The 18,691-nt window shown below is 72.8% G+C and carries 17 protein-coding genes; 12 read left to right on the forward strand and 5 right to left on the reverse strand.

Going from position 1 to position 18,691, the window contains the following annotated elements; genetic code table 11:
- Nucleotides 1–40: 40 nt before the first annotated feature.
- Both ACFY2A_RS24010 and ACFY2A_RS24015 read right to left on the reverse strand, forming a co-directional pair.
- Nucleotides 41–247 (reverse strand): hypothetical protein, encoded by a 207-nt coding sequence (locus tag ACFY2A_RS24010; RefSeq protein WP_363924650.1) that lies wholly within the window; start codon nucleotides 245–247, stop codon nucleotides 41–43.
- Between the two features lie 57 nt (nucleotides 248–304).
- A complete protein-coding gene (locus ACFY2A_RS24015; protein ID WP_363924651.1) occupies nucleotides 305–721 on the reverse strand; it encodes an HPF/RaiA family ribosome-associated protein in 417 nt (138 codons plus the stop codon).
- A 348-nt stretch (nucleotides 722–1,069) separates the two neighbouring features.
- Here ACFY2A_RS24015 and ACFY2A_RS24020 point away from each other — a divergent pair, with 348 nt between their 5' ends.
- From ACFY2A_RS24020 to ACFY2A_RS24035, 4 genes are all read left to right on the forward strand, one after another.
- Complete coding sequence (locus ACFY2A_RS24020) at nucleotides 1,070–1,852, forward strand: single-stranded DNA-binding protein (RefSeq protein WP_387174710.1); 783 nt, start codon at nucleotides 1,070–1,072, stop codon at nucleotides 1,850–1,852.
- A gap of 203 nt (nucleotides 1,853–2,055) precedes the next feature.
- Nucleotides 2,056–3,132 (forward strand): cobalamin biosynthesis protein, encoded by a 1,077-nt coding sequence (locus tag ACFY2A_RS24025; protein WP_387174712.1) that lies wholly within the window; start codon nucleotides 2,056–2,058, stop codon nucleotides 3,130–3,132.
- Nucleotides 3,129–4,670 carry a cobyric acid synthase gene (locus tag ACFY2A_RS24030; protein ID WP_387174714.1) on the forward strand — a complete coding sequence of 514 codons (1,542 nt, stop codon included), beginning with the start codon at nucleotides 3,129–3,131 and terminating at the stop codon, nucleotides 4,668–4,670. Before ACFY2A_RS24025 ends, ACFY2A_RS24030 begins: the two co-directional genes overlap by 4 nt.
- 32 nt (nucleotides 4,671–4,702) lie before the next feature.
- Entirely contained in the window at nucleotides 4,703–5,320 is a 618-nt protein-coding gene (locus tag ACFY2A_RS24035; protein WP_387174716.1) for a hypothetical protein, read from the forward strand.
- A gap of 27 nt (nucleotides 5,321–5,347) precedes the next feature.
- Here ACFY2A_RS24035 and ACFY2A_RS24040 read toward each other — a convergent pair whose 3' ends face one another.
- Nucleotides 5,348–5,749, reverse strand: a complete 402-nt coding sequence (locus ACFY2A_RS24040; protein WP_387174745.1) for a rhodanese-like domain-containing protein — start codon at nucleotides 5,747–5,749, stop codon at nucleotides 5,348–5,350.
- An 86-nt stretch (nucleotides 5,750–5,835) separates the two neighbouring features.
- Between ACFY2A_RS24040 and ACFY2A_RS24045 the strand changes: the two genes are divergently transcribed.
- The 4 genes from ACFY2A_RS24045 (at nucleotide 5,836) to ACFY2A_RS24060 (ending at nucleotide 9,937) form a co-directional block, all read left to right on the forward strand.
- A complete protein-coding gene (locus ACFY2A_RS24045; RefSeq protein ID WP_387174718.1) occupies nucleotides 5,836–6,465 on the forward strand; it encodes a uridine kinase in 630 nt (209 codons plus the stop codon).
- Between the two features lie 149 nt (nucleotides 6,466–6,614).
- Nucleotides 6,615–7,961: a dipeptidase gene (locus tag ACFY2A_RS24050; protein ID WP_387174747.1), complete on the forward strand. Its 1,347-nt coding sequence runs from the start codon at nucleotides 6,615–6,617 to the stop codon at nucleotides 7,959–7,961.
- A 70-nt stretch (nucleotides 7,962–8,031) separates the two neighbouring features.
- Nucleotides 8,032–8,238, forward strand: a complete 207-nt coding sequence (locus tag ACFY2A_RS24055; protein ID WP_093410448.1) for a hypothetical protein — start codon at nucleotides 8,032–8,034, stop codon at nucleotides 8,236–8,238.
- A gap of 118 nt (nucleotides 8,239–8,356) precedes the next feature.
- Complete coding sequence (locus ACFY2A_RS24060; RefSeq protein ID WP_387174720.1) at nucleotides 8,357–9,937, forward strand: ATP-dependent DNA ligase; 1,581 nt, start codon at nucleotides 8,357–8,359, stop codon at nucleotides 9,935–9,937.
- A 4-nt stretch (nucleotides 9,938–9,941) separates the two neighbouring features.
- On the opposite strand, the gene ACFY2A_RS24065 is transcribed toward ACFY2A_RS24060, so the two are convergent.
- Nucleotides 9,942–10,760: an SURF1 family protein gene (locus ACFY2A_RS24065; protein WP_363924657.1), complete on the reverse strand. Its 819-nt coding sequence runs from the start codon at nucleotides 10,758–10,760 to the stop codon at nucleotides 9,942–9,944.
- A gap of 284 nt (nucleotides 10,761–11,044) precedes the next feature.
- Between ACFY2A_RS24065 and ACFY2A_RS24070 the strand changes: the two genes are divergently transcribed.
- A complete protein-coding gene (locus tag ACFY2A_RS24070; RefSeq protein WP_387174722.1) occupies nucleotides 11,045–12,526 on the forward strand; it encodes a cobyrinate a,c-diamide synthase in 1,482 nt (493 codons plus the stop codon).
- A 3-nt stretch (nucleotides 12,527–12,529) separates the two neighbouring features.
- Here ACFY2A_RS24070 and ACFY2A_RS24075 read toward each other — a convergent pair whose 3' ends face one another.
- Nucleotides 12,530–14,662, reverse strand: coding sequence for a transglycosylase domain-containing protein (locus tag ACFY2A_RS24075; RefSeq protein WP_387174724.1), 2,133 nt, complete (start codon nucleotides 14,660–14,662; stop codon nucleotides 12,530–12,532).
- A 121-nt stretch (nucleotides 14,663–14,783) separates the two neighbouring features.
- Between ACFY2A_RS24075 and cobC the strand changes: the two genes are divergently transcribed.
- From cobC to cobA, 3 genes are all read left to right on the forward strand, one after another.
- Complete coding sequence (gene cobC / locus ACFY2A_RS24080) at nucleotides 14,784–15,869, forward strand: Rv2231c family pyridoxal phosphate-dependent protein CobC (RefSeq protein ID WP_387174726.1); 1,086 nt, start codon at nucleotides 14,784–14,786, stop codon at nucleotides 15,867–15,869.
- Nucleotides 15,869–17,020 (forward strand): nicotinate-nucleotide--dimethylbenzimidazole phosphoribosyltransferase, encoded by a 1,152-nt coding sequence (locus tag ACFY2A_RS24085; RefSeq protein ID WP_387174749.1) that lies wholly within the window; start codon nucleotides 15,869–15,871, stop codon nucleotides 17,018–17,020. The genes cobC and ACFY2A_RS24085 overlap by 1 nt, the downstream gene beginning before the upstream one ends.
- Before the next feature lie 67 nt (nucleotides 17,021–17,087).
- The gene (gene cobA, locus ACFY2A_RS24090) at nucleotides 17,088–18,338 is read left to right on the forward strand and encodes a uroporphyrinogen-III C-methyltransferase (protein ID WP_387174728.1); all 1,251 of its coding nucleotides are present in this window, start codon (nucleotides 17,088–17,090) and stop codon (nucleotides 18,336–18,338) included.
- Nucleotides 18,339–18,691: the final 353 nt, after the last annotated feature.

Raw genomic sequence — 18,691 nt, forward strand, 5'->3', positions numbered from 1 at the left:
CCCCGCCCGCCCGCACCCGGCGGACGAGGGCTACCCGCTGTCAGTCGCCCACGGCCTCTCGGCCGGAGGGCTCGTGTGAGGTCGAGGCCCGTCCACGATCGGGACCGTACGGCGACACCTGGTCGACCGGCACCGAGCGGTGCTCCCGTCGGGCCGAGGACGTACCGCCCTCGATCGGGCCGTCACTGTCCTGGACCAGTCGGGTCTCTCCGCTGCGGCGCATCTCGGGCTGCTGCACGTTGGGCATGTCGTTCACCTCCACGGCGGCGCGTCGGCCGGGCCCTTCCACCGCCCGGCCACGCGGTCACCTCTCGTCGGTCGTCCCGGCGCCGGCCAACTCGTCGGTCGGCGCGGCCGGGCCGGGCGGTTCATTGACCCGCAGGTGCTTGTTGTTGCGGGGCTCCTGCCGGGTCTTCGCATCGTTCAACTGGCGACGCAGGTCGTCGCGGACGTCGTTGAGCGCGGCGTGCAGATCCTCCTCGGTCGAGGTCGCGACGACCCGTTGCCGGCCGGCGATCCAGCATTCCAGGGTGACCTTCTGGCCCTTGGCCTCCCGGTCCTTCACCGACAGCTCCATGTCGGTAGCGTCGGCGTGGAAGCCGGCCAGCCGGGCGTCGAGCGTGGTGAACTGCTCGACGATGCGGTTCCGCTCCCGGTCGGAGAAGCCCGCGCCCAGCCGGAGGCACTTGGCCACGGTGGCGGGGTTCTGCACGGCGCTCATCGCCGCACCTGCCCGGTAAGGCGGGTGGAACGGGTGCCGGTCATCATCATGATCGCTGACCTTTCGTTCGACGTCGTGCTCACGGGTGCGCTTACAGAGATCCCTACCCAGGTCGGCTCCGTCCGGAACGTGACCATTTCCGCTTCCCATTGATCATCGGTGGCCGGCCGGTCAGCGGGTCAGGGGCGATCGGCCTACCACATAGGGACCTTGATCAGGTGTTTGTCCACAGGTGGCCCGGTCGTCCACAGGTGCCGCCTTCTGGGCTGTCCGGAGCGAGCTACGGGCGGCAGGCTCGGTGCCGAGTCGACTCGCCTTAGCCACGCCCCGAACCTTGAAGGAGGGACGATGTTTGACACTTATATGACGATTGTCGGAAATGTTCTTACCGCGCCGGAGTGGCGCCGCACCGCCCAGAGCAACACCTTGGTGGCCAACTTCAAGGTCGCCTCGACCGCCCGACGCCTCGACCGCGACAGCGGGCGCTGGGTCGACGGCAACAGCCTGCGGGTACGCGTCAACTGCTGGCGCAAGCTCGCCGAGGGAGTCGCCGCCTCGGTGATGGTCGGCGACCCGGTGGTGGTCTGTGGTCGGCTCTACACCCGTGACTGGGTCGACGACGCGGGCAACCACCGCACCCTGTACGAGTTGGAGGCCGTCGCGGTCGGGCACGACCTGTCCCGGGGGCGCGGGAGGTTCCTGCGCAACCGGCCCACCCTGACCACCAGCACGGTCTCCGACGCCGACGCGGAGCGGCGGGTGCACGGGGAACCGACCGAGCCGGTGCCGGACGACGAGGCACCGGCCCGGCCCGACCACCGCCCGGTCGACGACGACTTCGAGTTGCCCGACATGTCCGGCTTCGACGCTGGTCCCGCCGGCAACCTCGACTCAGGTCGGCTCGACGGATTCGACCCGGGTTCGGCGGGCGGGTCCGAGTCGTCGGGCGACGACCAGCTGTCGACGGGGGAGTTGGGCGAATTCGCCGACTCCGGCGAACTGGCCCCGGTGTCCGCCGATGCCACCGAGACCGAGGCCGAGTTGGCGGTGCGCCCGGAGGAATCGGGGGTGGGCGATGCCGCGACCGGGCGTGGTCGTCGAGGGCGCGGACGGCTGCCACAGCCGGTCTGACGAGGTGCGGAGGTTGGCCCCTGGGGCTGGGTGGTCGGCACGCGCCTGAGGGTGTGCTCCTCGCCACTGGTGATCAGGTGACCGGGCCGGTGAACGTGCCCGGTCACCCGCCAGCCCATCGTGGCGGCACTCGGGGGAGCGGGTCCGCCGGGCCGATCCGGGTGCTCGGCTCGGCTAGGCTGACCGCCCGGGGGTGACATGCCGTGCGACACGCGGGTGCGGTGGCGAACGCGACGGGACTCGTCGCGGGTTACGCGCTGGACGCACTGTTCGGTGACCCACGCCGGGGCCACCCGGTGGCCGGGTTCGGCCGGGCCGCCGCCGCCCTGGAACGTCGTCTCTACCGTCCGGACCGACTGGCCGGTGGGGTCTTCACCGCGCTCTGCGTCGGTGCGCCGGTGGTGATGGGTGTGGCCGCCACCGTCGGCACCCGGCACCGGCCGGTTGCCCGTGCCGCGCTGGTCGCCGCCGGCACCTGGGCGGCGCTGGGCGGGCGCAGCCTGCGCCACGAGGCGAAGACGATGGGCCGGTCACTGCGCGGTGGTGACCTGCCGGCCGCGCGCCAGCGGCTCGGGCATCTCTGCGGACGGGATCCGTCGACGCTCGACGAGCCCGAACTCGCACGTGCGACGGTGGAATCGGTGGCGGAGAACACCTCTGACGCGGTGGTCGCCCCACTGGTCTGGGGCGCGGTCGCCGGGCTGCCCGGCCTGCTCGGCTACCGCGCGGCGAACACGCTCGACGCGATGGTCGGCCAGCGTAATGTCCGCTACGCCCGCTTCGGTACGCCCGCCGCCCGCTTGGACGACCTGCTCAACCTGGTGCCCGCGCGGCTGACCGGGCTGCTGACCGTGGCTCTGGCGCCGGCCGGCAGGGGAGACCGGGAACGGGCCTGGCGGGTGTGGCGGCGGGACCGCGACGACCATCCGAGCCCCAACGCCGGGCAGTGCGAGGCGGCGATGGCCGGCGCGTTGGGCGTACGCCTGGGCGGACGCAACGTGTACTTCGGCCGTACGGAGGTGCGTCCGTTTCTCGGTGACGGGCCACGTCCTGAGGCTCGGCACCTGGCCCGGGCCGCCCGGATCTCCCGGGCCGTCGGGCTGGCGACGCTCGGTCTCGCGGCGGCGTACCCGTTGACCGTGGGCCGACTGATCGGCGCCGCTTCCCGCCGGACGGTCCGACCGCTCCGGGCCCTCGGGCCGCTGCCGACCGTTCGATCGCTGCCGACTCTCGGACCGCTGCGCGCAATTCGACCGGTCCGCCACCGGAGCGGTCGGTGAGCGGTGGGCTGCTGGTGGCCGGTACGACCTCGGACGCCGGCAAGAGTGTGCTCACCGCCGGCATCTGTCGATGGCTGCACCGGCGCGGTGTGAAGGTGGCGCCCTTCAAGGCGCAGAACATGTCGAACAACTCCGCCGTGGTGCTCGGGCCGGACGGTCGGGGCGGCGAGATCGGCCGAGCCCAGGCGATGCAGGCGGCGGCCTGTGGGCTCGCCCCGGACCTGAGGTTCAACCCGGTGCTGCTCAAGCCCGGCAGCGACCTGGCCAGCCAGGTGGTGCTGCTCGGTCAGGCCGTCGACACGATCACCGCCGGTACCTTCCGAACCCTGCGTCCGCGGCTCGCCGAGACCGCCTACGCGGCCCTGGCCGAGCTCCGGTCGGAGTACGACGTGGTCATCTGCGAGGGTGCCGGCAGCCCTGCAGAGATCAACCTACGCGACGGCGACTATGTGAACATGGGGCTGGCCCGGCACGCGCGGCTGCCCACCATCGTCATCGGTGACATCGACCGGGGTGGCGTGTTCGCCGCCATGTTCGGCACCCTCGCCCTGCTCGACCCCGCCGACCAGGCCCTGCTCGCCGGCTTCGTGGTCAACAAGTTCCGGGGTGACCTGGGCCTGCTCGCTCCCGGGCTGGCGATGCTGCGCCAGCTCACCGGTCGCCCGACATACGGGGTACTGCCGTGGGCGCTGGACCTGTGGCTGGATGCGGAGGATTCGCTGGCCTACGGCCGGGTTCTCGGTCGCCCGGCCGCGCCGCGCGGCACCGAGTGGCTTGACGTGGCCGTCCTGCGGCTACCCCGAATCAGCAACGCCACCGACGTCGAGGCGTTGGCGACCGAGCCGGGGGTGCGGGTGCGGCTGACCGTCGAGCCGGCCGAACTGGCCGCCGCCGACCTGGTGGTGCTACCCGGCTCGAAGTCGACCGTGGCCGACCTGGCCTGGCTGCGGGAGACGGGTCTCGCCGACGCCGTCACCGCGCACGTGGCGGCGGGCCGTCCGGTGCTCGGCATCTGCGGCGGCTACCAGATGCTGGCCCGCGCCATCCACGACCCGGTGGAGAGCCGGCAGGGCAGCGTGCCCGGGCTCGGCCTGCTCCCCATCGAGATCACCTTCGACCGCAGCAAGACCGTCCGACCGGCGGTGGGCAGCGCCGACGGTGCCGTTCCGGTCCACGGCTACGAAATCCACCACGGGTACGTCTCGACCGCCGACCCGCAACTGACCCCGCTGCTGCGGTACACCGGTGGTGCCGAAGAGGGCGCCATGCACGGCGTCGTGCACGGCACCCACTGGCACGGCACGTTCGAGTCCGACGAGTTCCGCCGCTGGTTCCTCACCCGGGCGGCCCACCTCGCCGGCCGTACCGGATTCCGGGTCGCGCCGGACACGTCCTTCGCCGCCGCCCGTGAACGCAATCTCGACCTGCTCGGTGACCTGGTCGAGGAGCACCTGGACACGGACGCCCTGCGGCGGCTCATCGAAGACGGCCCCCCGACCGACCTACCATTCGTCCCTCCTGGTGCCCCACCGGGCTGATCTGTACGGCCCAGTCATGGCAGGATCTCGCCGTGACGTTGCTCGTCCGTCAGCGCCGGGCCGCTGTGCTGCCGCCGGTGCTGCTCGCCGCCCTCCTGGCCGGTTGCGCCCCCTCCTCCTCCGAACCGGCCGCCCCGCCGGCACCCCAGACCGGGTACCACCTGGTCGAGGAGTTGTGTGCGCAACTGGACCCGCAGCCGCTGGTCGCCTTGAACGGCGGCACCCCGAAGACACGCGAGTGGCCGCCACGGCCGGACCGTCGCATGAGCAAGTGCACGCTCGGGGCGAGCCTGCGGGACCCGATCTCCATGCACGTCCTCACCGTGTCCGCGTCGCTCGCCGAATCCCCGGAGCGAGCCCGGGAAAGGCTGCCCCGGCAACCGAAGCCGCAGGCTCGTGGCACCTGGCACGAGGTGCCGCAACTCGGTGACGGCGCCTGGATATGGATCCTGCCGATCGACGAGGGGTTGGAGATTCTCGATCTTCCCGAACCGGTGGCGGCACGTCATGCGACGCTGCACGTGGCGCGCGGCGAGATCTCCGTGATGCTCAATCTGGTGTCCACGGCAACCGAGGTGCCCGACGAGGCCGAGACGGAAGCGCTGCTGGTCACCTACGCGGAGCAGGCGTTGTCGTTGATGGCGCCCTGAGCGGGTCCTCCCGCCGGCCGCCCCGGCTCAGGGACGGACGTCGGCGGACTGGTCGGAGAAGGGCAGGCCGGCCGACCGCCACGCCTCCACCCCGCCGATCATGTCGGTCGCCCGGTGCAGGCCCAGGGCACGCAGGCTCGCGGCGGCGAGGCTGGAGCTGTAACCCTGGCGGCACATCACGACGATCTCAAGGTCGTACCCGGTGGCCTCGGGTATCCGCCAGTCGCTGGCCGGGTCGAGTCGCCACTCCAGCACCGTCCGGTCGATCACGATGACGCCGGGCAGGTCGCCCTGTTCCCGACGCTGCGCGTCGGTGCGCGTGTCGATCAGGAGTGCACCCCGGCTCGCGGCCTGCACCGTCTCCTGCGGGGTCAACCGGGTCATGCCCGCGCGGGCCTGTTCCAGCAACGCCTCGACGCCGGGACTCATCACGGAATGGGACACGCCACGAGCATGCCGCTCGGTGCGCGGGTGTGCGGTCCGAAGTGGCCCGGACAACCCGATCGGTAACGTCGGTGTCCGTGGTGGTGGTCTTCGAGGCGTATGCCGGACTGGCTCGACGGGTGCTGGCGGGGCCGGCCCGGTTGGGGCGTACCCGGCTGGTGGCTATCGACGGGCCCAGTGGCGCCGGCAAGACCGTCTTCGCCGCTCGCCTGGCCGACGCACTCGCCGGTGAGACGCCCGATGCGGCCCGGCCACCGGTGGTGCACACCGACGACCTGCTCAACGGGTGGGATGACCAGCTCAACTTCTGGGACCGGCTGGAGGAGCAGGTGCTGGCGCCGGTCCGTGCCGGGCAGGCCGGTGCCTACCGACGGTACAGCTGGGTGCGACGGCACTTCCTGCCCACGCCGGTGCCGGTCCCGGTGACGCCGGTGCTGATCGTGGAGGGGGTCAGCGCGGCCCGGACAACCGCCGTGGCGGACCTGACCCTGACGGTCTTCGTCACCGCCCCGCAGCCGCTGCGGCTGAACCGGGCGGTGGCCCGCGACGGCCCGACGATCCTGCCGGAGCTGCGTCGCTGGCATGTCACCGAACGCACCCACTTCGTCGCCGACGACACCGAGGCGCGCGCCGACCTGATCGTCGACGGCGCACCCGCCCTGCCGCACGCCGCCGAGCGCTACTACTGCCGACGCGGCTGACGACACCGAACAACCGCCGGCTGACGTCGACCCGCGTCGACGGTGCTGTGCGCGCGTCGGTCCGGGGCTGCGGTGGTGGTCCGACTCGCCACGCCGGCCGCGCCGTCCGGTAAGGCCGGCATACGATGCCGGTCATGACCACACCGATCATGACCGAGTCCGACCTGCGGGAGGCCGTCACCCGGGAACTGCCCGGCGTACGGGCCGACCTGGAGCGCCTCGTCCGCATCCCCGGTATCGCCTTCGAAGGCTTCGATCACGCGCACGTGGATCGGTCCGCCGAGGCGGTGGCCGAGTTGCTGCGCGGCTGCGGCCTCGACGTGGAGGTGGCGCGGGCCGGTGGTCAGCCCGCGGTGATCGGCCGGAAGGCGGCACCACCCGGTGCGCCGACGGTGATGCTCTACGCCCACCACGACGTGCAGCCGATCGGCGATCCGAGTTTGTGGGAGTCCGACCCGTTCGAGCCGGTCGAGCGGGACGGCCGGCTGTACGGGCGGGGTGCCGCCGACGACAAGGCCGGCATCATGGCGCACGTCGCGGCGCTACGCGCGTACGGTGACCGGCTGCCGGTCGGCGTGGTCGTGTTCGTCGAGGGGGAGGAGGAGTACGGCTCCGACTCCCTGGAGCGCCTGCTCGCCGAGCACCGGGACAAGCTCGCCGCCGACGTCATCGTGATCGCCGACTCGACCAACTGGGACGTCGGCGTACCGGCGCTGACCACGTCGTTGCGCGGCATCGTCAACTGCTTCGTCGAGGTGCGCACGCTGGACCACGCCGTGCACAGCGGCATGTTCGGCGGTGCCGTCCCGGACGCGCTCACCACCCTGGTCCGGCTGCTCGCCACGCTGCACGACGACGCCGGGAATGTGGCGGTGGCCGGTCTGGTCGGCCGGGAGGCGGCCCGCGTCGACTACCCCGAGGACCGGTTCCGGGCCGAGGCCGGGCTGGCCGAGGGCGTGCGGTTGTTCGGCACCGGCCGGATCACCGACCGGTTGTGGACCAAGCCGGCGCTCGCCGTGCTCGGCATCGACGCCCCGACCACCGGCGAGGCGCCGAACGCGCTGGTTCCGGCGGCCAAGGCCAAGCTGAGCGTACGCCTGGCGCCGGGCGACGAACCGAAGCAGGCGTACGCGGCGCTCCGCGCCCACCTGGAGAAGTACGCGCCGTGGGGGGCCCAGGTCGAGGTGACCTTCGAGCACGACGGCGCCCCCTGCGTCATCGACGCCAGCGGCCCGATGTTCGACGCGGCCCGGTCGGCCTTCCGTACCGCCTGGGACGGCACCGACGCGGTGGAGATCGGCGTCGGCGGCTCCATCCCGTTCATCGCCACCTTCCAGGAGATGTTCCCGCAGGCGGCGATCCTGGTGACCGGGGTGGAGGACCCGCACGCCCGGGCCCACGGGCCGAACGAGAGCCTGCACCTGGGCGAGTTCGCCCGGGTCTGCCTGGCCGAGGCGTTGCTGCTGGCCAGGGTGGCTGAGGCGGGTCGCGGGTGAAACCGTAACTTCGTGCCTACAGTGGCCGTTTCCGGTGTGTCGGACGCAGGGCTGTTGTAGCCTCTCGAACATGCGTACGAACGAGGTTCTGGCCCGCCTGGAGGCCGCCGTCATCGCTCTGGGGGACGTCGACGTCTCCGCGTGGCCCGAGGACACGCTCAAGGAACAGCTCGGCGAGCTGTCCGCCGCCCTGGTCGCCCTGGATGCGTCGCTGTCGCGCATCGCCGACGGTGTCCGTGCCCGCGGGCTGCGGATCGAGGAGCCGGTCCCGGCCTGACACCGCGCCGACGTCGGCGGGCGCGGGTGACGTCGGCGGCCGCCGTCCTGGTGGCGTGGCTGGCGGGTCCGCACGCGGGTCGCGCCGGTTTGTCGGTGGTGGCTGGCAGGATGAGGTCGTGCGGTTCCTCGACCTGGCTGCCACCACCGCGGCCGTCGGCGCCACCAGCGGTCGTCGGGCCAAGGTGGAGTTGCTCGCCGATGCCCTGCGGCAGCTCGACCCGCCCGAGGTGGCGGCGGGCTCCGGTTGGCTTGCCGGCGAGCTGCGCCAGCGGCAGACCGGCGTCGGCTGGGCCAGCCTGCGTGACCTGCCGCAGCCGGCGGCCGAGCCGACGCTGACGGTGTCGGCGGTCGACGCCGCGATAGACGAGATCGCGGCCGTGCGCGGCGCGGGCTCGCAGGCTCGCCGTCGGGCCCTGGTGCACGCGCTCTACGCGGCCGCCACCGCGGACGAGCAGCGCCTGCTGACCGGCCTGTTCCTCGGCGAGCTGCGGCACGGCGCACAGGCCGGTCTGCTCGCCGACGCGATCGCCCGGGCCGCCGGGGTCTCCGTCGCCGTCGTACGCCGGGCGCTGCTGCTCGCGGGCGACCTGCGGGCGGTGGCGGTGGCCGCCCTCGGCGGCGGAGCCGCGGCGTTGGCCGCGTTCGGCCTGCGGGTCGGTCGGCCCCTGGCGCCGATGCTGGCGCAGAGTGCGTCCACGGTCGACGAGGCGCTCGCCGCCACCGGAGTCCCCGCAGTGGTCGACGTGAAGCTCGACGGCATCCGCATCCAGGTGCACCGCAGTGGTTCCGACATCGCCGTGTTCTCCCGCAGCCTCGACGAGATCACCGCCCGGGTGCCCGAGGTGGTCGCCGCCGTGCGCACCCTGCCCGCCCGGGAGATCGTCCTCGACGGGGAGGCCATCGGACTGGACGCCACCGGCCGGCCCCTGCCCTTCCAGCAGACGTCCAGTGCCGCCGCCCGCCGGGCCGGGGCCGCCGGGCCCGGGGCACCGGTCGCACCGGCGGTGCGAGCCGCGGCCGAACGCGCCGGTGAGACCGTGCTCACGCCGTACTTCTTCGATCTGCTGCACCTCGACGGGGCGGATCTGATCGATCTGCCGGGCCGCGAGCGGTGGGCGGCACTGCGCGGCACGGCCGACGCGTCGCTGCTGGTCGGGCGGATGGAGGTGGACGACCCGGAGCGTGCCGGCGAGGCCTTCGCCGCCGCACTCGACGCGGGCCAGGAAGGCGTGGTGGTCAAGGCGCCCGACGCGCCCTACGACGCCGGACGGCGCGGGGCCGGCTGGGTCAAGGTGAAGCCCCGGCACACCCTCGACCTGGTCGTGCTCGCCGTGGAGTGGGGCAGCGGCCGACGCACCGGATGGTTGTCGAACCTGCACCTGGGTGCCCGCGACCCGGGCACCGGTGGGTTCGTGATGCTCGGCAAGACCTTCAAGGGGCTAACCGACGAGCTGCTGCGCTGGCAGACCGAGCGCTTCCTCGGCCTCGCGGTGGAGCGCGGGGACTGGGTCGTCCGGGTCCGGCCCGAGCAGGTCGTGGAGATCGCCTTCGACGGTGTGCAGAGCAGTTCGCGCTATCCCGGTGGGGTAGCGCTGCGATTCGCCCGGGTGGTCCGCTACCGGGACGACAAGACGGCAGCCGAGGCCGACACGATCGACGCCGTCCGGGCGATCCACGCCGGTCGCCCGCCCGGCTGAGCGGTCAGGTCGCGGCCGGCGTGCCGGAGTCGGCGGCTCGGTCGCGGGGGCGTTCGTCGACCACTCCGGCGATCCGGCGAGCCTCACGCCGGGCGATCCAGCCGTAGCCGACCACTGTCATCGCCGCGAAGATCCACCACTGGACGACGTAGCCGAGGTTCTGCCAGTTGTTGGCGTGGCCGATCGACACCGCCCGGAACGTCGGGTCGGCTGCCGGCACCTGTTCGTCGAGGAGCACGTACGCGCCGTGCACCGGGTACGGCAGCTCGCCGGCGAGCTGAGGCACGGAGACCCGGCGGCTCTCCAACCGGCCCGCCCGGCGGGACACCTTGGCGTCGCCGCTCTCGCTCGCGTGCACCCGACCCTCGACGGTCACCTCACCTGCCGGCGTCGGTGGCACGTCCGGCTGTGCCACCGCCCCACCCGGGGCGGGCGGGATCCAACCCCGGTCCACCAGGACGGCGGTGCCGTCGGCCAGCAGCAGTGGGGTGACCACCTCGAAGCCGACCCGACTGTCGACCGTGCGGCCCCGCACCAGGACGATGTTGTCGGTGTCGTACCGGCCGGTCACGGTGACCCGGGTGAAGGTCCGTTCCGCCGCCGGTGGCGCACCGACCGTGCCGGGGCCACCGGTCGGCGCGGGCAGCGCCTCGCGCAGCGGCACCGGGTCCATCCGCAGGCCGGCGTCGATGCGTTCGTTGATCGCGGTCCGGCCGTGGTAGCGGTCCAACTGCCAGTTGCCGAGCAGCACCATCACCGTGGCGGCGGCCAGGGCCAGCACGAGAAGGCCCAGCCAGCGCGGCGTCAGCAGGAACCGGTACACGCCACGAGATTACCCGTGTGACCGCCGCCACTGCCCCCGAGCCGGCGCGGCGCGCGTGCGCCGTCGTCGCCCGGGGCTGCCGCAGGCAGTGGCTCCGACCGGAGACGGGCGGAGGCGGCCTGGCCGTGGCGGAGCGTGCCCGCGTCGGGGCGGTCCGCCACCGACGGCCTGACCTGCCACGGACGGGACGGCGGAGGGTGCGTGTACGGCGTCCGCTTCAGCTATCGTCACGCGGGCGGAGCGCGCCGACGGTCGGCACGCCGACCGCTCGCGAGGAGTCGATGATGACCGTCGTGCCGCGTCTGGTGCTCAGTGCCCCCTCCTCCGGACACGGCAAGAACGCGCTGGCGATCGGCCTGCTCGCCGCGTTCGCCGACCGGGGCCTGGAGGTGGCCGGCTTCAAGATCGGTCCCGATCAGGTAGATGCGGCGTACCTCGGGCTGGCCAGCGGCCGACCGGGGCGCATCCTGGATCCGCGGCTGGTGGGCGCCGAACGCATCGCCCCGCTGCTGCTGCACGGTGCGGGCGGCACGGACCTCGCCGTGGTGCAGGGCAGCATGGGTCTGTACGACAGCCTGACCGGCCGGAGCGAGACGGAGTCGACCGCCGCCGTCGCCACCGGACTGCGCAGCCCGGTGGTGCTGGTGGTCGACGTCGCCGCGATGGGCCAGTCGGTGGCCGCCCTGGTGCACGGCTTCCGGGCGTACGACGAACAGTTGTGGATCGGTGGTGTGATCCTCAACCGGGTCGCCTCCGCCCGACACGAGGCGCTGCTGCGTGAGGCGCTCGACGACATCGGCATTCCGGTCTACGGCGCGCTGCGCCGGCAGGATCTGCCCTCGGTGCTGCCGTCCCGTCGGCACGGCGTGGTGCCGGTGCTCGAAGGTGCCGGCGAGGCCGCCCGGGCGGTCCGGCGGTTGGGTGAGGCGGTGACCGCCACGGTCGACCTGGAGCGGCTGCTCGGGCTGGCCCGCTCGGCACCGGCGCTTGGCGTGCAGCCATGGTCGCCGCAGACCACCGACGAGGCCGCCCCGGCCCTGCCCGCCGGTGCCGCTCGTCCGGTCGTGGCGCTGCTCGGTGGACCGGGTGGCAGCTTCAGCCACGCCGAGACGGCCGAACTGCTGCGGACCGCCGGTGCGGAGGTGACGACGCTCGACCCGTTCGCCGACGAGGTGCTGCCGGCCGGCACCCGGGCCCTGGTGGTCGGCGGGGCGCTGCCCGAGTCGTACGCGGAGCAGCTCTCCGCAAACCGGCGGCTCTGCATCGCCGTCGCCGAGCTGGCCCGGACCGGCCGTCCGGTGGTCGCCGAGGGGGCCGGCCTGCTCTGGCTGGCCCGGGAACTCGACGGGCTGCCGATGTGCGGGGTGCTCGATGCGATCGGCAGTCTGCGGGACGGGCTGGTGGTCGGCTACCGGGAGGCGACCGCGCAGGGCGACAGTGTGGTCGCCGTCCGGGGCGAGGTGGTGACCGGGCACAAGGAGCACCGGGCCGTGCTCACTCCCCGGGGTGGGCAGCGCCCGGCGTGGAGCTGGCCGGGCGGTGCGCCGGAGGGTTTCATCTGGCGGGGCGTACACGCCTCCCAGCTCGTTCCGCACTGGGCCGCGTACCCGGGGATCGCGACGCGGCTGGTGGCCGCCGCTGCGGCCGAGCCGGCCACGGTCCCGGTCGGGGTCGGCGGCGGTGCCCCGGCCGGGCCGGCGGGTGTCGCGCCGGGCGACCCGGCCGGTGCGGTGGCGTCCGGGCCGGCCGCGGGGCAGCCAGACTGATCGTCAACCGACGATCCGGTCCGACGGTGGGACGAAGTCCCGAACGGGTATGCCCTTCAGGGCGTCGCGGAGGGTGTTCGACACCGCGGCGATCGGGATCTGCGACTGGCCGTCACCCACCGCGTTGAACGGATTGTCGGGGTCGGAGATGAAGCTGGCCGCCGCCAGTTCCGGCGTGTAGCCGACGAACCAGGCGGATCGCGTGCTGTCCGTGGTACCGGTCTTACCGGCCACCGGGCGGCCCACCGTCCCGCGCACGCTGTCCGCCGTGGACCAGCCGCCGCAGCTGCCCTTGGCCGGGGTGTCGCCGGTGGGGCAGCGGGCGGCGTCGGTGGCCGCCCGCGCCGCGTCGGCGCTTACCACCTGGCGGCAGCGCGGCTTGGCGACCTCACGTTCGATGCCACCCGGTGTGGTGTACGTGGCCGGGGTGCCGTCCCGGTTGTAGATGGCGTTCACCGGCAGCGCCTCGCAGTAGCGCCCGTCGGCAGCGACCGCGGCGTACGCGTTGGCCATCTCCAGCGGAGTGGCGTCGGAGACGCCCAGGGTGAAGGCACCCCACTTGTTGGCCTTCGCCGGGGAGGCGTGCTCCCGGTCCACGTCGGTACGCCAGCGCAGTCCCAGTTGCTCGGCGAGCCGCACGGCCCGTTCCGCCCCGACCTGCTCCTCCAGCCAGACGAAGTAGGTGTTCACCGACTTACCGAAGCCGGACCACATGGTCTGGGTGCCGCTCATCGCGCCGCTGGCGTTTGAGGGCTGCCAGCCGTCGTAGATCTCGGAGCGGTAGCTGTGTGGCGCGTTGAAGGTGGTGTTCAGGGTCATGCCGGCGTCGAGGGCGGCCAGCATGGGGAACATCTTGAACGTCGACCCTGCCTGGTACCCGGGCAGGTCACCGCCGCCCATCAGGGGCGCCACCGTGTTCGGGTAGTTGGCCCGCACCTCTGGACCCGCCTCCGGGTTGGAGCTGAGCGGATTCTCGTCGACCTCAAGCGAGTAGGTGCGGTTCACCGCCATCGCCTTGACCCGCCCGGTGCCCGGCTCGGAGACCACGATGCCGTTGGCGAACGGGCTGCCGGTGTTTCCCTGGGTCCCGACGTTCTTCTCCGCCGCCGTCTGGATCTTCGGGTCCATGCTGAGCACGATCCGGTAGCCGCCCCGGCGTAGCTTGTCCAACCGCTGGAGCGGGTTCTCACCGAACGCCGGCTGGGCGCTCCACCAGTTCTTCAGGTAGTCGCAGAGGAAGCCCCAACTGTTCCACTTCTCGGGGACCGCGGCGCAGTCGTTGGGTGGGTAGGTCAGCCGGAGCCGGATCGGCTCGCCCTTCGCGGCCTGCGCCGAGTCCGGCGATAGGTAGCCGAGCCGGGCCATGTTGTCGAGCACGTAGTTGCGCCGGGCGGTGGCGTCCTTCTGGTCGGAACTGGCCGGGTCGTACTGGGATGGTGACTTCACCAGCCCGGCGAGGGTGGCCGCCTCGACCGCGGTCAGTTCCTTGGGGGTCTTCGAGAAGAAGATCTCGCTGGCGGCGTAGATGCCGTACGCGCGGTGCCCGAAGTACGCCGAGTTGAGGTACCGCTCCAGGATCTGCTCCTTGCTCAACTCCTTCTCCAGGTCGACCGCCATGCGCATTTCCTTGATCTTGCGCGTCGGGGTCTGCGCCGTGGCCTCCTGCACCTCCCTCGGGGTGGTGGCGCTGTCGCGCAGCGCCATCCGGACGTACTGCATGGTGAGCGTGGAAGCTCCCTGGGAGACCCCGCTGGAACGGGCGTTGGCCACGAAGGCGCGGGCGACGCCCTTCGGGTCGACGCCGTGGTGCTGGTAGAAGCGGTTGTCTTCGGCGGCCACGATGGCCTGCTGCATGTTGGGCGAGATGTCCGACAGCTTGGTGTACTGCCGGTATTCCTCGAAGAACATGGTCAGCACGGTCTTGCCGTCCGGTGCGTACAGGTAGGAGGTCTCGGCGGGCAGGGCAGTGGTCAGCAGTCGGGTCTTGCTCTCCACGGCGTGCGCGGTGGCCTTGGCGCCGATGCCGGTGACCGCGACGACCGGATACGCGGCGGCGGCGACGACGATGCCGGCGATCAGCCCGGCACGGAGAAGAGGAACGAGACGACCAGCGGCAGCAAGGGGTCGGTAGCTCACACCGCCAAGTTATGACATTTCCGATTCGTGCATGAGAAATACTCATGAAGTGATCGGTGGTGATGTGGCCCACCCGCCGGGTCGCTGTCCCCCGCGCCGCCTTCCCGGCAGGATCGCGGTCATGCATGGGCAGCTGACCACGAGATCCAGCGCGTCGGTGGCCGAGCCGGATCTCGCCCACCACGGTGACGCCGAGGTCGCCGCGGGCCTGGTCGACCTCGCCGTCAACGTGCGACGCGCCCCACTGCCGCCCTGGCTGGCCGGGTCCATCACCGCGTCGATGACTGACCTCGCCGCGTACCCAGACCCACGCCCGGCCCGCGCCGCCGTGGCCGCCCGGCACCGCCGGCCGCCGGAGGAGGTGCTGCTCACCGCCGGTGCCGCCGAGGGCTTCGTGCTACTCGCACAGGCACTGCGCGGGCTACGCCGACCGGTGGTGGTGCACCCGCAGTTCACCGAGCCGGAGGCCGCGCTGCGGGCAGCCGGGCACACCGTGCGGCGGGTGCTGCTCGACCCGGCGGACGGTTTCCGGCTGCACCCGGAGCGGATACCCACCGACGCCGACCTGGTGGTCATCGGCAACCCGACGAATCCCACCTCCGTGCTGCACCCCGCCGCCGACCTCGCCGCACTCGCCCGCCCCGGACGCGTACTCGTGGTCGACGAGGCGTTCGCGGACACCGCCGCCACGCCCGGGGTACCCGGTGAACCCGAATCGCTGGCCGCTCGCCGGGACCTGCCGGGGCTGCTGGTCGTACGCAGCCTCACCAAGACGTGGGGGCTGGCCGGGCTGCGGATCGGCTACCTGCTCGGCGAGGCCGCGCTGCTGCGCCGGCTGGCCTCCGTACAGCCGCTGTGGGCGGTCTCCACCCCCGCTCTGGCCGCCGCCGAAGCCTGTGCGAGCCCCGAGGCGGCCCAGGCCGAACGGGTCATCGCCGCGCAGCTCGCGGCCGACCGCGACCACCTGGTCGCGCGCCTTGCGGCACTGCCCGGGGTACGCGTGGCCGGCCGCCCGGCCAGCGCCTTCGTGCTGGTGCGGATCTCCGGCGCCGACCGGATCCGGGACCTGCTGCGGGCGCGTGGCTGGGCGGTACGCCGGGGCGACACTTTTCCGGGGCTCGGCTCCGACTGGCTCCGGATCGCAGTTCGGGATCGGGTGACCACCGACGCGTTCATCGAGGTGCTGGCCGAGATCATGGAGGCATGATGCTGGAGAACACCATCGCGGCCATCGGCCCGCTCGACGAGCCGGCGATGACCGCAGCGCGGCAGTTGCAGGCACGCCTGACCAAGCCCGCGGGCTCGCTCGGCGCCCTGGAGGAGCTGTCCGTACGTCTCGCCGGCCTGGCCGGCAGCTGCCCGCCACCGGTGCCCGACCCGGCGGCGGTGGCGATCTTCGCCGGTGACCATGGCGTACACGCCCAGCGGGTCAGTCCCTGGCCGCAGGAGGTCACCGGGCAGATGGTCGCCAACTTCCTGGCCGGTGGAGCGGTGGTCAACGCCTTCGCCCGGCAGGCGGGCGCCTCGGTGACGGTGATCGACGTCGGCGTGGCAGCCCCGCTGCCGGTGCCCGATCCATCGGGCGCGGCTGGCGTCGACGACCCGGACGCTGCGGGCCCTCTCGACGGCGCGGCCGGTGCCGGTCCTCTCGACCGCGCGGCCGGACCGGACGTACCCCAACTGGTCGACGCGTCGGTCCGACGCGGTACCCGGGACATGACCGTCACCGCGGCGATGACCCGGGACGAGGCGCGGGCAGCGGTCGAGGTCGGCATCAGCATCGCCGAGGAACTTGTCGACGCGGGGGTCGGCATTCTGCTCACCGGCGACATGGGGATCGCCAACACCACCCCGGCCGCCGCGCTCATCGCCGCCTTCACCGGTGTGGACGCCGCCGAGACCACCGGCCGGGGCACCGGCGTCGACGACCCCACCTACCAGCACAAAATCGAGGTGGTGCGGGCCGCGCTGCGTCGCCACACCCCCGACCCGGCGGACCCGCTCGGCGTGCTGGCCGCCGTCGGTGGGCTGGAACACGCCGCGCTCACCGGGTTCGTGCTCGGTGCGGCCGCGCGCCGCGTACCGGTGCTGCTGGACGGGGTGATCGCGGTCTCCGCCGCGCTCGCCGCGGCGGCCTTCGCCCCGGCCGCCGTGGCGGCCATGGTCGCCGGTCACCGCTCCGCCGAGCCCGGCGCGACTGTCGCGCTGCGCCAACTGGGCCTCACCCCCCTGATCGACCTCGGCCTGCGGCTCGGCGAAGGCACCGGCGCGCTGCTGGCCCTGCCGGTGGTCACCGGCGCGGTCCGGGTGCTGCACGAGGTGGCCACCTTCGACTCCGCCGGGGTGGCCGAGAAGTGAGCGAGCGAGCCGTTGGGTTCAGCAGTGTGGCGTCTCGTGCTGCCGGTGAGCGAAGCGAGGCGGCGGCGTGAGTGCCAACGCGTACCCCCTGGGGCTTCGGCTGGCCGGCCTCCGCGTGGTCGTGGTCGGTGGGGGGACGGTCGCCACGCGGCGCGTCCCGGCCCTGCTGGACGCGGGCGCGGACGTACTGCTGGTGGCACCGGATCTCACCCCGGCGCTGCGGGCGCACGTTGACGCCGGGCGACTGAGCTGGGTGCCGCGCCGGTTCGCCCCCGACGATCTTGACGGTGCCTGGCTGGTGCAGGTCGCCATCGACGACCCGGCCGCGGCGGCCGAGATCAGCGCCGCGGCTGCGGCACGTCGGATCTTCTGCGTACGCGCCGACGACCGGAACGCGGCGACGGCCTGGACCCCGGCGGTGACCCGGTACGGCCCGGTCACGGTGGCGGTGCACGGCGGCGGCGACCCACGCCGCGCGGTGAGCGTCCGCGACGCCATCCGCACTCTCCTGCAGGCCAGGACGGGCACGCTGTTGACCGGGCCGGACACCCAGGCACCGCTGAACTCCGCGCCCGGCGGCACCGGCCAGGTCTTTCTGGTCGGTGCCGGACCCGGCGACCCGGAGCTGATCACCCTGAAGGGCTGGCGACTGCTCAGCGAGGCCGACGTGGTCGTCGCCGACCGGTTGGTGCCCGGACTGCTCCTGGACGAGCTGCGCACCGGAGTGGAACTGGTTGACGCCTCCAAGATCCCCTACGGCCCGTCCCGGACACAGGAGGAGATCAACCGGATCCTGGTGGACCGGGCATTGGCCGGAGCCTTCGTGGTCCGGCTCAAGGGCGGCGACCCGTACGTCTTCGGCCGGGGCGGCGAGGAACTGCTCGCCTGCGCGGCGGCCGGAGTGCCGGTCACAGTGGTGCCGGGCGTGACCAGTTCGATCGCCGCCCCGGCGGCGGCGGGCATCCCGGTCACCCACAGGTCGGTGGCGCACGAGTTCACAGTGGTGTCCGGACACGTCGCACCGGATTCGCCGGACTCACTTGTCCGCTGGGACGCGCTGGCCGGTCTGCGCGGCACGCTTGTGATCCTGATGGGTCTGAAGAACCTACCGGCGATCGCCAGCACGCTGCTGGCGCACGGGCGGGCACCGGGGACGCCGGCTGCGGTCGTCCAGGAGGCCACCACCGGTGGTCAGCGGACAATCCGCTCGACGCTCGGCGAGGTGGCCGACGCGGTGACCGCCGAGGGGCTGCGTCCACCGGCTGTGGTCGTGGTCGGTGACGTGGTCGAGGCACTGGGGTTGGCTGGGCTGACCTGAGCTGTTGCCCTGGGGGTGTTCGGCTTCGGCTTGCTGGGTGGTTGCGGGTTTGGGCTGGGGTTGGCTTGCTGGGTGGTTGCGGGTTTGGGCTGGGGGCGACCGTGCCCGGCTCCGGGCGGTCAGGCTTGATCCCTGCGCCGGGCACGGTTGCCCCCAGCCTGACCTGGTCGACCTCCGCGCGGACGGGGCCAGCCTGGGTGGTCTGATCGGGCGTCTGCTGTCCGGTGTGCAGATGCCGCTGGCCGGCACCCTGTGATCGGGTGCCGGCCGGCGGTTCTTGTTCCCCCTGTGGAGGAATGTCTTCGGTTGTGTTCCTCGGTCAGCTGGGGTGTCAGCTGTTCCAGTGTTCGGTG

It is taken from the genome of Micromonospora sp. NPDC000442 (genome assembly GCF_042898635.1).
GTDB lineage: Bacteria > Actinomycetota > Actinomycetes > Mycobacteriales > Micromonosporaceae > Micromonospora.